The sequence below is a fragment of the Paenibacillus paeoniae genome, assembly GCF_003388735.1.
In the GTDB taxonomy this organism is placed as follows: Bacteria; Bacillota; Bacilli; order Paenibacillales; family Paenibacillaceae; genus Pristimantibacillus; species Pristimantibacillus paeoniae.
The window spans coordinates 77,239-91,743 of record NZ_QUBQ01000002.1 but is presented as its reverse complement, the minus strand read 5'-3'; the positions used below and the strand labels follow the sequence as shown (position 1 = coordinate 91,743).

Sequence of the window (14,505 nt, the reverse complement as noted above, 5' to 3'; positions counted from 1 at the left end):
GGAGATTGTGAACAAGATGATTAGAAGAAAAATGTTATCCTTGCTTTTGGCGGTCGCGCTGATCGTCGCTCTAGTACCGGCTACGGTCGCGGGCGCCGCAGTCAAATCCGTCAATGTAACCATCGACGGCAAGAAGCAGACGTATAGTGTAAGTCCGCGCATTGAGAACGGTCGCACGCTTGTCCCTTATCGCGCCATTGCGGAAGCGCTAGGCGGCACGGTAAGCTATGATGCGAAGAGCAAAAAAGCAACCATTAAGAAAAGCGGTCAAACGATCGAATTGACGCAAGGCAGCAAGTCGGCCCGTATTAACGGCTCAGCTGTAACGCTGGACGCAGCTCCGCTGAACGTAAGCGGAACCTTGCTTGTGCCGCTTCGCTTCGTAGGCGAGTCGCTGGGCGTATGGGTAACTTGGAATCAGTCTTCCTCGACAGCTGTCCTGGAGACAAAGCGTACTTTCAAGCATGATCTTGGCAGCACGACATTGAATGGTGTTCCGAAACGTGTCGTTGTTTTGTTCAACGGAGGCGTTGATATCTCGGTTCTGCTTAAAGTAAAACCGGTAGGCGCAGTTGAATCCTATATTCAACAGCCATTCTACGAATATATTCGTTCGAACCTGATTGGCACGAAGACGCTGGGCGATGAGACACAGCCGAACGTTGAAGCAATCGTGGCCCTCAAGCCGGATGTTATTATCGCAACAAAAGACAGACATGAAGGCATCTACGGTCAATTGAGCAAAATCGCTCCTACAATTGTAACGAAAGATCTGGCTGATTGGCAGGACAACTTGCAGGTGATGTCTAAAGTATTGAATAAAGAAGATATCGCTACTTCGTTTTTGGCTGATTGGAAGAAGCAAGTTGCTGATTTCAAGAGCAAGCTCCCTGCAAAAGATAAAGGCGCGGCAATCTCCATCATTCGGGTTAACCCGAACGGCACAGCAAGAGCCTATAATACGGGCTTTGCCTACAAGATCTTCCAGGAGCTGGGCTTCTCGACGCCTAAGGCGCAGCTGGCTGTAGGTCAGGAGATCATTCCGGTTGCTTCGCAGGAGCAAATCAGCTTGCTCGACGGCGACTATATCTTCGACTTTACAACAGACTGGGACGGCGACGGCGCTATTCTGCAGCATCAGAAAACGTGGACCAGCAGCGCGCTCTGGAAAAACCTGAATGCTGTTAAAAACAACAAGTATTACAAAGTCAATTCCGTAACGTGGAATCTGTCCGGCGGCGCACTTGCGGCTAAACTCATGCTGGATGATCTCTACTTCTACTTCGGTCTGGAATAATAGCTAATCACACATAAGCAAGGCCAATGAAAGAATGGGCTGATCAGCCCATTCTTTTGTTGCGTGTTCGCACCAGGGGAGGAAGGAAGAAGGTTATGGAAAGGAAGATCAGAAGCAACGCCTATCGCAGCGCTGGATTGCTGGGGGGATTCGTCTTGTTGATAGCCAGCTTCATTCTCAGCATGAGATTTGGATTTGTATCGATCAGTTGGAGCGATATCCTCTCATCCATTATCAGCTACGACGATGGGGATATGAATCAAGTCGTCGCGCGAACAGCCAGACTGCCCAGGGCGCTGATTGCCGCAACGGTAGGAGGCTCGCTTGCTTTGGCGGGCGCCATTCTGCAAAGCGTGACCCGCAATCCGCTCGCCTCTCCCAGTGTGCTGGGCATTAATGCTGGCGCCTCGATCGCTGTTGTCGCCGCTATTACGCTAGCCTCTATCCGCGAGTCGGAAGTGTTAATGTGGATTTCGTTCTTTGGTGCAGCCGTTGCGGCTGTGGCAGTCTATGCGCTGGGCTCACTTGGGAGAGAAGGGCTGTCGCCGCTTCGCATTATTCTTGCAGGCTCTGCGATGACGGCGTTATTCTCCTCGTTGACGCAGGGGATGCTGGTTCGCAATGAGAGCGGACTGCAGGATGTATTGTTCTGGCTAGCAGGCTCTGTAGCGGGTCGAACGATAGAGATGCTGCTGCCTGTGCTTCCCTTTATGGGAGTCGGCTGGCTGCTTGCATTTGCCTTGTCCAGACACTGGAACATTATGGCGATGGGCGAGGAGTCAGCCAAAGGTCTGGGACAAAATATGACCTTGATGAAGGTGGCTGCCGGTCTCATCGTGATCTTGCTGGCGGGAAGCGCTGTTACAGTTGCAGGGCCGATTGGACTGATCGGCATTATCGTCCCGCATCTTGCTCGGGGGATGGTGGGCCTAGACTATCGGTGGCTTATGCCGTATAGCGCTGTACTTGGAGCAAGTCTGCTGCTGCTGGCTGATCTGGTCGCCAGATTCATTATATTTCCCTTGGAAGTGCCGGTGGGCATTATGACGGCTGCGCTGGGTGCGCCGTTCTTCATCTATCTCGCGCGAAAGGGGCGTGCGAAGCTGTGAGTTCAATTGCTAATGGAGTGGCTTCAACCGAGGCATCGGGCAAAAAACGAAAGTCAGCGGCGCGAGTTGTAATCGGGCTGTCTCTTGGCATCATCGGGTTATCCGTCTTATACCTTACAATGGGCGACAGTATGATCGGCCTGCATCGCGTATGGCAGGCGCTATGGGGACGCGGTGGTATGGAGGATGTTCTAATCGTACAGACGTTTCGAGCGCCGCGGCTAGTCATTGGGTTGCTCGTAGGAGCGGCCTTGGCGACAGCGGGCGCTATCCTGCAGGCGGTCATTCGGAATCCGCTTGCCGCGCCGGACGTGGTCGGCATTACGGGCGGCGCATCGTTTGGAGCTGTATTGTTCCTTACCGTATTGTCTGGCGTATTCGGCCGCGGGCTGCTGCCTGTAGCTGCCATAGTCGGCGCGTTCTGTGCTTCCGCGCTTGTCTACATACTGGCTTGGCGGAAGGGAACGGACTCGCTCCGACTAGTGCTGGTGGGCATCGGCGTCGCTTCGCTGCTGTCGGCGGGTACATCGTTTCTGCTCACATTTAGTCCTGCCTACTCCGCTACTTCGGCATACATTTGGCTGACAGGCACGATTTATGGCTCGACGTGGGGAGATGTTGTTATGCTTGCCCCTTGGCTAATCGTGTTCGGCATCATTTTGTATTTCAATACCGGCAATCTGCATGCCCAACTGCTTGGAGATGAGATTGCCATCGGAATTGGTTCCCCTGTGCAGCGTCACAGGCTGCTGCTTGTATCGCTAAGCGTCGCGCTTGCCGGCTCTGCCGTCGCTATCGGCGGCTCTATCGGCTTTGTAGGGCTTATAGCGCCGCATATGGCAAGACGTCTGGTCGGCCCCGTCATACACCGTGTGCTTCCTGTCAGCGCTTTGATCGGGGCCATCGTGGTGGCCGCAGCGGACTTGATCGGCCGAACCGCATTTCTGCCGCTCGATATCCCAGTCGGCGTGTTTACGTCTGCGGTCGGCGCACCCTTTTTCATCTATTTGTTGTACCGTTCCAGAAGAGCAGGTTAGTGGGGAACGGGCTGACGGAGACGATTCTTTCGTGTTATTAGATTAGCTTGTCTTCGCGTGTGCGGGCCTATCTCCCGTCACATGCGGTAGCCATGCCAATACTTCGCCAAATCCCGGAGAAAAATTAGAAAATGAATAGCGGCGCCACACACAACTAATTGCGCTAAGAAACGGCTAACCCTCAAAATTATCGTTAATCGTCAGAAGGAAGTCCCTTCTTCCATTGGAAGCAAAAAGAAACCTTTCCTTGATACAAGGGTAGGCCACCGGCCAACCAAACATCAAAGGAGAGGTTTCTTTGTTTACTTCATATCTCACGCTTCGCTCGACCACCATTTGCTCGCTCAAGAAGGCTGCAATAGGCCAAAAGGTGAAGAATGGTAACTCCACGATGAATATGTCGAGCGATCCCGCTTACAAGCTTAAGCTTTGGTCATCCCTTCGCCAAACTCTACATCGATGCGGAGCACTTCAGAGCGGCTTCCGATACGCAGCGGCGGTCCCCAGAAGCCGAAGCCGGAGGATACGATCGCATGCAGGCCGCCTTTCCGCAAATAACCCCAGTCAAGCTCGAACATTCTTCTTGTGATCAGATGGTTCGGAGCGAGCTGTCCTCTATGGGTATGGCCGGACAGGCTAAGGTCAATACCGTTATCCGCTGCAGCAGCCAGATCCGACGGCTGATGGTCCAGCATGATGACGGGGAGCGAGCGGTCAAGCGGCTCGACCAGTTCCTTGATGCTTTGCCGTCCGCCGTTCTGGCTGCCGACGGCTTTATCCTTGCGGCCTACTACCGCAAATTCATCTCCAATAATAACGGTTTCGTCCATCAGAACTCGAATGCCGATGCTATTCATTTCGGCGACGAATTCAGGAACCTTTCCGCCGTAATATTCATGATTGCCAGTTACCGCATAGACGCCAAGCGGCGCTTCCAATTGTCCGATGACATGCTTCATCCCTTTTTTGAGGAATGGAGCCAGGTCGTCATCCAGAATATCGCCGGGCAGCAAGATGATATCCGGTTTAATCTCCTCGACCTTCCGCAACAGCTTCCGCAGCTGGCGATTGCCGATGACAGTGCCGAGATGTAGATCGGAGGCCATTGCGATCGTAAGCTTTTGACGATTGCCGGCCGATTTTGGAATACGCACCTGATAGTTTCGGATGACAGGCGACCACGCGTTGCGCGATCCAAGTACAAGCAGTACGATCAACAGCAGCAGGACGACACCGCCGACAGCCGTAATATAGATGTCCGCCCCTGCGCCTCCCCATTTCAGCAGCAGTCCCGCAATGTCTGCAATCGGCAACAGAAGAACGCAGTATTGCAATAATCCTAGCCAGTAAGAACCAATGAACTTCAATGGGGTTGTGAGCCAGCCAAGCGGCGCCGACTGCGCCAGTCTGCCTACGATATAGCCAAGAGCCAGCAGGGCGATGATGCAGGAATAAAAGACGGCATTCTTCCACCCCGCCACTTGGGACAGGAAGAGCCAGCCGTTCCATCCAATATAGCCAGCCAGCGCGCCGTAAATAAGCAGAAATCCGAGAATTGAAAAAACAGCACGCAGTTTCATTGTGAAATCGAGCTCCTTTTTATGAAAAATAGATATTCTAGCAGAAGGAATGCTCCTACTATAGCATAGTCGAAGGGGCTGACGCTAATCTGATAGAAGGGGTCGGAAAAGGCGCAGCAAGGGGCTTCTCGCCTCAATAAATGTACGATCGGATAAGAGCCGATATGAGGTGTTTACGAACTTATCATATAGATGTTAGGTGCGACATCCTGCGAGCACATGAACCTTACAAAAATGTCATGTTATATGTACGGAAAATCGATGGATAACAGCCAGGCCGTGACCTTATACTGTGGCTAGCTTAATTAGACGGAGGAAGATGGCATTATGACTTATCAACGAATCGATGAATTGGATTTTGTGCGGGGATTTGCGCTGCTTGGCATCCTGCTCATGAATGCGATTGCGCTGCTTCAATTGCCTCTGCCTGACGCGGGGACGGGGAGCGAGGAGTATCAACGACTGCTTTATTTGCTTGTTGAAGCCCGGTTTTTCAGCATGTTCTCATTTTTGTTCGGGGTCGGTTTTTATTTGTTCATCATGCGAGCCCGTGACAAAGGACGCAACGGTTACCTGCTGTTCCTTATACGTATAGCGGTGCTATTAGGCTTCGGCTACCTGCATTCGATCTATCATCCGGGAGAGGTGCTGATGAACTATGCGATATGCGGCTTGCTGCTGCTTCCATTTTACAAGGTGAACCGGTGGGTGAATCTTTCGATCGGTGTGGTGCTGCTTGGCGTGTTTGCGGTGTTTGGCGCCAAAGCGCTGATGCCGTTTCCGTTTATGCTGCTAGGGGTAGCGGCGGGACAGCTCCACTTGTTCCAGCGGATTCAGGAGCGGCGACGAATGTTTGAGATAGCTTCTGTAGTGTTGGTTGCCGTGGCGGCAGCGGCTCTTCAATATCAATATGGGCTTGCGCCGAGCGAGCCGTTCGTACCGATAATAATGGAAGGGACGGGCGATCCGCAGCTGGAGCAGTCGAATCACTATTTGAAGGCGGGGCTGTTGATCGGACCGCTGGTCGCTTTCGCTTATATGGCGCTGCTGCTGCTCCTGCTTCAGATCAAGCTGATCCGCAAACTGCTGGACCCAATGAGGGCGATGGGACGGATGGCGCTGACGAATTATATCGGGCAAACCGTGCTGGTGCTGGTCGCCGGTCAATGGCTGGGCCTTGAGGGGTTAGCTAGCTGGATGGAAGTCTTGTGGCTATGCCTTGGCATTTATCTGTTTCAATTAATCGCAAGCTCAATATGGCTTCATTATTTTGCGATGGGTCCGTTGGAGTGGCTCTGGCGGGCGGCTACGTATCTGCGCTGGCCCCCGGTTTTCAACAGGCAGCGGCTGGGAATCGGTGAGGTTGCAGCAAAGAGCATACTGTAGACCGGCAAAGGGCGGGCTTGGCGTTGCGCGGGCACTGCTCCCTATGGTATCGTGTCACCATATGATACGGGATTGGGGAGAAGAGAGGCATGAAAGCACTTGTGCTAGCGGAAAAGCCAAGCGTGGCGAAGGAAATCGCGAGAGTGCTTGGTTGCACAACCAAGCAGAAAAGTTATATGGAAGGACCGGCATACGTTGTAACATGGGCGCTCGGTCATTTGGTAACGCTCGCTGAACCGGAGGATTACGACGGGAAATATAAGACCTGGAATCTGGAAGACTTGCCGCTGCTGCCGGCGAAAATGAATCTGAAGGTGCTGAAAGAAACGTCGCATCAGTTCCGGGCTGTCTCGCAGCTGTTCAAGCGGAGCGATATCAGTGAATTGATTATCGCGACGGACGCGGGGCGTGAGGGAGAGCTCGTCGCCCGCTGGATTATGGAGCTTGTCCACTGGCGCAAGCCAGTCAAGCGGCTATGGATTTCATCGCAGACGGACGGCGCTATCAAGGAAGGTTTTAAGCGTCTGAAGCCGGGCAAGGATTATGAAGCGCTCTACGCGTCTGCCGTCTGCCGGGCGGAGGCGGACTGGATTATCGGCCTGAACATGACCAGGGCGCTCACAAGCAAATATAACGCGCAGCTAGCGGCAGGACGCGTACAGACGCCAACGCTCTCTATGCTGATGGAGCGCGAGCAGGAAATCTCGGACTTCCAGTCCCAGCCGTACTGGACGGTGCAAGCTGGCTTCGGAAGCTTCCAGGCGCAATGGCGCGAGCAAGATGGTCATGACGGCAGAGCATGGAAGAAGGAGCGTGCGGAGGAGATCGCGGCGAAGGGCATTGCTGCCGGATCAGCGAAGGTTGTGAAGCTTCGCACCGCGGAGCGATCAGTACCGCATCCACAGGCATACGATCTGACCGAATTGCAGCGCGATGCGAACAGGAAGCTTGGCTTCTCGGCCAAGCAGACCTCCAATGTGCTGCAGAAGCTGTACGAGGCGCATAAGCTCGTTACTTATCCGCGGACGGACTCCCGCTATTTGTCCACCGACATGGTCCCTACGCTCAAAGGAAGGCTGGAGAGCGTTGCGGTAGGGCCATACACAGCGCTGGCACGCAAGCCCCTTAGAACCTCGCTGCCGGTGACGAAGCGGATCGTGGATGACAGCAAAGTGACTGACCATCACGCAATCATTCCGACAGAGCAATACGTGAATTTGGGGGCGCTGACAAGTGATGAGCGACGGCTTTATGATTTGATCGTTCGCCGGTTTATCGCGCTCTTCTATGGACCGTATCGCTATGATGAGACAAGCGTAACGCTTGAAGCGGGCGGACAGCGCTTTTATGCCAAAGGGAAGACGGAGAAGGATAAGGGCTGGAGAGAGGTCTATCAGGACAGCCATGCCTCCATGACCGATGACGAGGATGATGATTCCGAGAATGGCGGCAGTCGGACGAACGAAGAGCGTCAGCAAGCGCAATTGCTGCCGCCGCTTGCGGAGGGACAAACCTTGCCGCTCAAGAGTACGGGCGTGAAGGAGCAGCGCACGCTTCCGCCTGCAAGGTATACGGAGGCAACTCTGCTCACTCGTATGGAGAAGTACGGTCTTGGAACGCCGGCGACTCGGGCGGATATTATCGAGAAGCTGCTGTCTACGGATACGATTGAGCGTACGCGAAATTCATTGGTGCCGACGGGCAAAGGCAAGCAGTTGATCGAACTGGTCGTTGATGAGCTGCGCAGTCCGGAGTTGACGGCGAAGTGGGAGCATGAGCTGGAGCTGATTGCTAAGGGTAAAGGAGACCCCGCTGCTTTCATGAAAGGCATTCGCCAGCAGGCGCAGAAGTGGATCGGAGAAGTGAAGGCGGAGACGAAGGAATATAAGCCGCATAATCTATCGCATTCCAGTTGTCCAGAATGCGGCAAGCGTATGCTGGAAGTGAAGGGCAAGCGCGGCAAATCGTTGCAATGTCCTGACCGCGAGTGCGGCTACCGCCGCTCAACCGAGCCTATCCTGCTGAACAAGCGTTGTCCGCAATGCCATAAGAAGATGGAGATGCATGACGGCAAAGCCGGCAAGTATGCGCAATGCCGCCGCTGCAATGTTATTGAAATGCTGGGCGATAAAAACGGAGAACGCACCAACAAGAGAGAGCAGCAGAAGCTCATTCAGCAGTTTAGCGACAGCGCTCCGTTGACGAATAGCCTCGCGGATAAGCTGAAGGCAGCACTGGAGAAAAAGTCGGATTAACGGGTCGATGAATAGATGGATCATGGACAGTCCCATTGCCTAACGGCGGTGGGACTGTCCGCTATTCCGGCTACTACCTACGACATTCATCCAAGAGGCATGGCTTCTATTGCCATAAGATAGAGAGAAGGCGATAGGAAAGGAGAATGGTAGCATTGGCTAACCACTCGGGAAGGCAACTGGCCAGCAAGTGGGCCAAAACGGAAGCGCTTCTCTCTCATCCAGGGCTTGCGTCCCATATCCCGCCGACTAGCAAATATTCGCCCCAGCAGCTTCAGCACATGCTGAACGCTCACGGTATGGTCGTCATCAAGCCAATCGTCGGCTCCGGAGGCAGTGGAGTTATAAAAGTGACGAGGACCAGCGACGGAGGGTATTCGTTCACGCATCGGGAGCGCACTTCCAGATACACGAGTTTTGACGCGATGGCAGGTGCACTTCGTTCAAGAACGAGCAAGCGGAATTATTTGATTCAGAAGGGCATTTCTTTGGCGACGGTGAACGGAAAGCCTATCGATTATCGGGTCAAATATGTGAAGACGTTCAAGGGCTGGGAATATCGTTCGCTTGTGGGACGTATTGCGAGACCAGGACTGTTCGTGACGAACCTGAGCCAAGGCGGGCGTATGGTGCTGGCAGGAGAAGGAATCAGATCCTCGCTGGGCGCCTCTCAAGTGAGGTCGAAAAAAAGCAAAATGCGGGAGATTACTGTATTAGCGACGCGTGTGCTGGAACAGCGGTTTCCTGGCATCTCTCATTTGGGCTTTGACTATGGAATCGACCGTCGAGGCAAGATATGGATTTTCGAAGTTAATACGAGACCGCATTAAATCGAAAAAGTTGGGCTGTCCCTGTGTCATGCTGACATGGCATAGAGATAGCCCTATTTCTATCACTCTACCACTTAATGGCATTAAAATATAAAGTTGATAGAGTGTGAGAATGCAATTAAAGTTTTTTATAGTTTAAGAGGTTTCAATAGGTTGTGGATAACCCTATCCACATTATCCATACTGAAATTGCTGGTGATTTCGAGTCTATACACAACTCATTCACAGGGTATCCACATACTTGTGTGTATAAGAGGGTCTGTTGTTTTGGTAAAAGGACGATGCTACACTAAAAAATGTAAATCTCATAGGGTTGTTAAAGCGTTTTAACTATAGGCATTTGGTGTTAAAGGAGTACAAGAAAGAGAAGGAGGAGATATCATGGATACATTAACTGACGAGCTTCTGGTAGACACGTATTATGCCGCCATTGAATATAAGCTGGACCCGGAATTTATTCGAATGCTGGCATCGGAGATGAAACGCCGCAGTGTAGATTTGTCCTCGCACAAGAATACAGCATAGTCCCAATCGGCCGCAATGGAACAGCTCCAACTCTACGTCTACTGTTCGGACTTATGACTATACGATTACTCCCACTGCGTAACAATAGCCTCACTCGTCTGCTGACAACTCGGGCAGTACACGGCATGACAGCAGTCAGCCTCAGCATATATCGATGAAGCCGAGCCTACAGCTCCTGCATCAGCCGGCTCATAGGGCGCATACGGTCCGGTCCAATCGGACAAGCGGCCACAATCCGTTACGGTTCCACCACAGGATAAGCAAGGAACTTGCATATCCACTATTCCGTTGCATACGGGGCAAAACATAAGGGTATCCTCCTTGGCCAGATTTGCGTACACTGCAATCCGCTTAACCAAGTATAGGATACCCTCACAACTATTTTACATGCGATTACAGCTTCATATTGCTGCTATGTCCAGGCGAGAGCTTCGCGCTTGGATCGATATAGACCTTGGCGTTATTAATCGCCGTAGGCGCTTCCCCGAAGCCGACTGCAATCAGCTTAAGCTTGCCTGGATACGTCGTAATATCGCCGGCTGCGAATATGCCCGGGATATTTGTTTCCATTCGAGTATCAACGATGATAGAGCCGCCCTGTATGTTAATTCCCCAATCGGCAATCGGACCGAGAGAGGATACAAAGCCGAAGTTGACAATGACGTCATCCACTTCCAACTTGGATGTTTCCTTCGTTTTCACGTCGCTTAGTGTTACTTCTGTTATCGCATCTTCGCCATGCAACTCCGTAATTTCTGTAGGTGTGATGATTTGTACGGAAGAATTCATCAAGTTTTCTACGCTATGCTCATGAGCACGGAACTTGTCTCGGCGATGAATGAGCGTAACGCTCTTCGCGATGGGCTCCAACATGAGCGACCAGTCGACGGCGGAATCCCCGCCTCCGCTTATAAGCACGCGTCTGTCTTTGAATCGGCTGAGATCGCTGATGAAATAATGCAGGTTGTTCCCTTCGAAGCGCGAAGCTTCGGGAAGCTCCAGTCTGCGAGGTTCGAATGCGCCGACGCCTGCGGTTATAATAACAGCTTTGGCGTAATGCTTCATCTTATCCGTTACGACCTCGAACAACCTCTCATCCTGCTTCGCCACGCTCAACACTTTCTCTTCCAAGCATACTTCCGGCTTGAACAGATCGATCTGTTCCTTCAAACGGTCGACAAGCTCTTGAGCCGTTACCTTTGGGAATCCTGCTACATCATAAATATATTTTTCCGGATACAATGCGGCAAGCTGGCCGCCGAGCTGAGGCATGCTCTCGATAATTTTCACCGAGGCTTGACGCATCCCGCCGTAAAAAGCGGCGAACATTCCTGCCGGACCGCCGCCAATAATTAGGATATCGACTGTATGTGTAGATGATGGGACATTTGTCACGTGGTAAGCACCTCCTGCGTAAAGTCCTTTACGTAACCCATTATAATGCTTCGGCCCAGTGGAAGGAAATAATTTCATTGTGCAGGACTCTAAAGTTTTTCGTAAAAAATACCCTTGAACTTTTTGTGAAAAGTCTGTAATATGTCTGATGTATATTAATGATATCTACTGTCTCCAAAATCTTGACGTTTGCTGTCGGATTTCAGCGAAATCCGTTCACTTCGATGTGATAAAACCGCTTTTTCAAGCGCAAACTTAAAGCATCATTATTTTTTGTTCAAGTTTGTGTAATTTTTCACATTCTTTTGGGTGAACGAAAGTGGCAATCGGCTTATAACATGGTTTGTTAAGCGAACTCGCTTTATGCAAGCGAGGGATTTTTATATCGCCAATCAAAAGAAAATGAGGAATGGATGGGATTCTACGATGAGCAACATACCGAAAATTGTTATCCTTGGCGCCGGCTACGGCGGCGTGCTGACGGCGCTCCGTCTGCAGAAAGAACTGAATTATAATGAAGCGGACGTAACATTGGTGAACAAGCATGATTACCACTACATTACGACGCATCTTCATATGCCAGCTGCGGGTACGGACAACCCGGAGAACGCTCGTGTCAGCATCTCCAAGCTGATCGATGAATTCAAAATCGATTTCGTGAAATCGACGGTTGTTCAAATCCGTCCGCAAGACAAAAAAGTGATTCTCGAAGACGGTACGCTGTCTTACGACTATTTGGTTATCGGCCTTGGCGGCGAGCCAGAGACATTCGGCATCCCGGGTCTTGCTGAGAATGCGATGAATATTCGCAGCATCAACTCCGTTCGCCTGATCCGCGAACATATCGAATATCAATTCGCTCGTTACAAACGCGAGCCGCATCGCACAGACTACCTGACGTTTATTGTTGGCGGCGCTGGCTTTACGGGTATCGAGTTCGTAGGCGAATTGTCCGACCGTATTCCTGAGCTTTGCAAGCAATTCGACGTAGATCCTTCCCTGGTGAAAATCTACAACATCGAGGCTGCTCCAACTGCTCTGCCAGGCTTCGATCCGGAGCTGGTGCAATACGGCATGGACGTGCTGCAGAAGAAGGGCGTTACCTTCCGTATCGGCACAGCGATCAAAGAGTGCACGCCAGAAGGCGTCGTAGTCGGCGAAGGCGAAGAAATCAAATCCGCTACAGTGATCTGGACGGGCGGTATCCGTGGTAACCGCTTGATTGAGGAAGCTGGATTCGAGACGATGCGCGGACGTGTGAAAGTAGATGAATTCCTGCGTTGCCCAGGCAGCGAGAACATCTACATCGTAGGCGACAACTCACTGATGTTCAATCCGGAAGGGCGTCCATACCCGCCAACAGCGCAAATCGCTATGCAACAAGGTGTTGTATGCGCGAATAACCTGGTTGCTTCCATTCGTAACCAGCCGCTGAAAACGTTCGTGTATTCCAACAAGGGTACAGTGGCGTCGCTTGGTAAAGGCGAAGCTATCGGCGTTGCTTTCGGCAAGAAATACAAAGGCCGCGTAGCTGCATGGCTGAAAAAACTGATCGATATCCGTTACCTGTTCATTATCGGCGGCATTCCGCTCGTTCTGAAAAAAGGTAAGTTCCTGTAATGAGACACTGCAGCGTACAAGTCCGCGGTTTATTGACGAGAGACGAGCTTGATCGTTACAACGCCTTAATCGAGGTTGGTTCCTATCTGGAATCACAGACCCGCTATGACTTGGCTTATACGGTGCAGAAGGAAATCGACCTGTTAATTCAACCTGCGATTGAACGGCTGAAGGACAAAGGCCGCGAACGCGATCGAGCAACTCAAGAATATCTGGAGTCCAAACGCCTTGGGGCGGAGACGGACGAAGAATAATGTAATAGGCTTTCGCCGTGCAATCTTGCCGGTGAAAGCCTTTTTTGCGCTATCTCGCAAGTTTGTAGAATGTAGCCAACGAATGGAGGGATCTAGTTCCGACAATTATTACTTATAACAAATCAGAGTTTGTTGCCACGGGAATATCGGGTGCTTGTGAAGACAAGCTGGGAAGCGCTTATTTAATTTATAAGGACGGCACAACAGATCGTACATTATCCTGGACGGCATATAAGGCGGGGGAGTTCAGTGACGAGAAGTTCATTGAAAATAAAACCTTAAAAGGCTGTTATCTTTTTTCTGAAAAATGATTGGCGGTCTTCAGTTGGATTCATTCACTATGAAAAAACGGGCCTGTTGTCACCAACAGGTCCGTTTTTTTCGTATCTATTTAATGGATGACTATACCGAAAGCAGCTTCTCGAACTTCTCGGCATCCAGGAAGTTGCCGACATAGAAGTCGCCGAAGTCGCCGAACCGCGCGCTAACTTCGTCGAAGCGCATTTCATAGACAAGCTTCTTGAATTGAAGCGCGTCGTCCGCGAACAGCGTTACGCCCCACTCCCAGTTATCGAAGCCGACAGAGCCGGTAATGATTTGTTTGACTTTGCCCGCATATTGGCGGCCGATCATGCCGTGGCTGCGCATCATCGCTTTGCGCTCATCCATGCTCAGCATGTACCAGTTGTCGTTGCCGGAGCGGCGCTTGTTCATCGGGTAGAAGCAGATATGCTTCCACTTCGGCAGAATCGGCTTCAGTCTCGCGACTACTTCCGGATTCTGTAACGGGTCTGAGCCTGGCTGAGCCATGTAGTTGCTCAATTCTACAATGCTGACATAGGAATGAACAGGGTACGTAAAGCTGGCGAATGTCGTTTTGTTGAACGCTGTTTCAATCTCGTTCAGATCCTCCAGCGTCTCGCGCAAATGCATAAAGACGAAGTCGGCCTTCTGTCCAACAATGGAATAAACGGCCGTACTGCCGAGCTTCTGTTCCTCAATCGCAGACCATTCGCCTAAGAAAGTATGTAGCTCGTCCAGCGCGCGCTTGCGCTCGCTCTCGTCGGCCAGGCGCCATGCGGTCCAGTCCATACTGCGAAAATCATGAAGGGCATACCAGCCCTCTAATGTTTGTGCGGCTTCACTCATCGGGAAAAACTCCTTTCAGCTCTTCATTAAGCTTCTATTTATTGTATCGTAACGTCTGCGGAATGAGC

The 14,505-nt window shown here is 51.6% G+C and carries 13 protein-coding genes; 9 read left to right on the top strand and 4 right to left on the bottom strand.

Annotated elements, in window-relative coordinates; all coding sequences use genetic code 11:
• The first annotated feature begins 16 nt into the window (after positions 1–16).
• The 3 genes from DX130_RS12850 to DX130_RS12840 all read left to right on the top strand — a co-directional run bounded on the left by DX130_RS12850 (position 17) and on the right by DX130_RS12840 (position 3,443).
• On the top strand, positions 17–1,297 hold the full coding sequence (locus tag DX130_RS12850) for a stalk domain-containing protein (protein WP_116046083.1): 1,281 nt from the start codon (positions 17–19) through the stop codon (positions 1,295–1,297).
• Positions 1,298–1,392: 95 nt separating this feature from the next.
• The gene (locus tag DX130_RS12845) at positions 1,393–2,406 is read left to right on the top strand and encodes a FecCD family ABC transporter permease (RefSeq protein WP_116046081.1); all 1,014 of its coding nucleotides are present in this window, start codon (positions 1,393–1,395) and stop codon (positions 2,404–2,406) included.
• On the top strand, positions 2,403–3,443 hold the full coding sequence (locus DX130_RS12840) for a FecCD family ABC transporter permease (protein ID WP_240644488.1): 1,041 nt from the start codon (positions 2,403–2,405) through the stop codon (positions 3,441–3,443). Before DX130_RS12845 ends, DX130_RS12840 begins: the two co-directional genes overlap by 4 nt.
• A gap of 422 nt (positions 3,444–3,865) precedes the next feature.
• Here the strand turns inward: DX130_RS12840 and DX130_RS12835 are convergent, their stop codons facing one another.
• Positions 3,866–5,023 carry a metallophosphoesterase gene (locus tag DX130_RS12835; protein WP_116046080.1) on the bottom strand — a complete coding sequence of 386 codons (1,158 nt, stop codon included), beginning with the start codon at positions 5,021–5,023 and terminating at the stop codon, positions 3,866–3,868.
• 327 nt (positions 5,024–5,350) lie between these two features.
• Here DX130_RS12835 and DX130_RS12830 point away from each other — a divergent pair, with 327 nt between their 5' ends.
• From DX130_RS12830 to DX130_RS12815, 4 genes are all read left to right on the top strand, one after another.
• The gene (locus tag DX130_RS12830) at positions 5,351–6,409 is read left to right on the top strand and encodes a DUF418 domain-containing protein (protein WP_116046078.1); all 1,059 of its coding nucleotides are present in this window, start codon (positions 5,351–5,353) and stop codon (positions 6,407–6,409) included.
• 89 nt (positions 6,410–6,498) lie between these two features.
• Positions 6,499–8,664 carry a DNA topoisomerase III gene (locus tag DX130_RS12825; RefSeq protein ID WP_116046076.1) on the top strand — a complete coding sequence of 722 codons (2,166 nt, stop codon included), beginning with the start codon at positions 6,499–6,501 and terminating at the stop codon, positions 8,662–8,664.
• Between the two features lie 155 nt (positions 8,665–8,819).
• Positions 8,820–9,494, top strand: coding sequence for a YheC/YheD family protein (locus DX130_RS12820; RefSeq protein ID WP_240644487.1), 675 nt, complete (start codon positions 8,820–8,822; stop codon positions 9,492–9,494).
• A 381-nt stretch (positions 9,495–9,875) separates the two neighbouring features.
• On the top strand, positions 9,876–10,019 hold the full coding sequence (locus DX130_RS12815) for a sporulation histidine kinase inhibitor Sda (RefSeq protein WP_116046073.1): 144 nt from the start codon (positions 9,876–9,878) through the stop codon (positions 10,017–10,019).
• Between the two features lie 65 nt (positions 10,020–10,084).
• Here DX130_RS12815 and DX130_RS26205 read toward each other — a convergent pair whose 3' ends face one another.
• Positions 10,085–10,327 (bottom strand): hypothetical protein, encoded by a 243-nt coding sequence (locus DX130_RS26205; RefSeq protein WP_133297926.1) that lies wholly within the window; start codon positions 10,325–10,327, stop codon positions 10,085–10,087.
• A gap of 85 nt (positions 10,328–10,412) precedes the next feature.
• Entirely contained in the window at positions 10,413–11,414 is a 1,002-nt protein-coding gene (locus DX130_RS12810) for an NAD(P)/FAD-dependent oxidoreductase (RefSeq protein ID WP_276310892.1), read from the bottom strand.
• 426 nt (positions 11,415–11,840) lie between these two features.
• On the opposite strand from DX130_RS12810, the gene DX130_RS12805 reads away from it, so the two are divergent.
• Both DX130_RS12805 and DX130_RS12800 read left to right on the top strand, forming a co-directional pair.
• Entirely contained in the window at positions 11,841–13,034 is a 1,194-nt protein-coding gene (locus DX130_RS12805) for an NAD(P)/FAD-dependent oxidoreductase (RefSeq protein ID WP_116047139.1), read from the top strand.
• Positions 13,034–13,288 (top strand): hypothetical protein, encoded by a 255-nt coding sequence (locus DX130_RS12800; RefSeq protein WP_116046069.1) that lies wholly within the window; start codon positions 13,034–13,036, stop codon positions 13,286–13,288. The genes DX130_RS12805 and DX130_RS12800 overlap by 1 nt, the downstream gene beginning before the upstream one ends.
• 402 nt (positions 13,289–13,690) lie before the next feature.
• Here DX130_RS12800 and hemQ read toward each other — a convergent pair whose 3' ends face one another.
• Positions 13,691–14,437, bottom strand: coding sequence for a hydrogen peroxide-dependent heme synthase (gene hemQ / locus DX130_RS12795; protein WP_116046067.1), 747 nt, complete (start codon positions 14,435–14,437; stop codon positions 13,691–13,693).
• Between the last annotated feature and the right edge of the window lie 68 nt (positions 14,438–14,505).

What these genes read in the sequence shown, in the direction of transcription:
- DX130_RS12850 (WP_116046083.1), top strand. Translation starts at nt 17, where the DNA reads ATGATTAGAAGAAAAATGTTATCCTTGCTTTTGGCGGTCGCGCTGATC.
- DX130_RS12815 (WP_116046073.1), top strand. Translation starts at nt 9,876, where the DNA reads ATGGATACATTAACTGACGAGCTTCTGGTAGACACGTATTATGCCGCC.
- hemQ (WP_116046067.1), bottom strand. Translation starts at nt 14,437, where the DNA reads ATGAGTGAAGCCGCACAAACATTAGAGGGCTGGTATGCCCTTCATGAT.
- DX130_RS12825 (WP_116046076.1), top strand. Translation starts at nt 6,499, where the DNA reads ATGAAAGCACTTGTGCTAGCGGAAAAGCCAAGCGTGGCGAAGGAAATC.
- DX130_RS12835 (WP_116046080.1), bottom strand. Translation starts at nt 5,023, where the DNA reads ATGAAACTGCGTGCTGTTTTTTCAATTCTCGGATTTCTGCTTATTTAC.
- DX130_RS12845 (WP_116046081.1), top strand. Translation starts at nt 1,393, where the DNA reads ATGGAAAGGAAGATCAGAAGCAACGCCTATCGCAGCGCTGGATTGCTG.
- DX130_RS26205 (WP_133297926.1), bottom strand. Translation starts at nt 10,327, where the DNA reads ATGTTTTGCCCCGTATGCAACGGAATAGTGGATATGCAAGTTCCTTGC.
- DX130_RS12800 (WP_116046069.1), top strand. Translation starts at nt 13,034, where the DNA reads ATGAGACACTGCAGCGTACAAGTCCGCGGTTTATTGACGAGAGACGAG.
- DX130_RS12805 (WP_116047139.1), top strand. Translation starts at nt 11,841, where the DNA reads ATGAGCAACATACCGAAAATTGTTATCCTTGGCGCCGGCTACGGCGGC.
- DX130_RS12830 (WP_116046078.1), top strand. Translation starts at nt 5,351, where the DNA reads ATGACTTATCAACGAATCGATGAATTGGATTTTGTGCGGGGATTTGCG.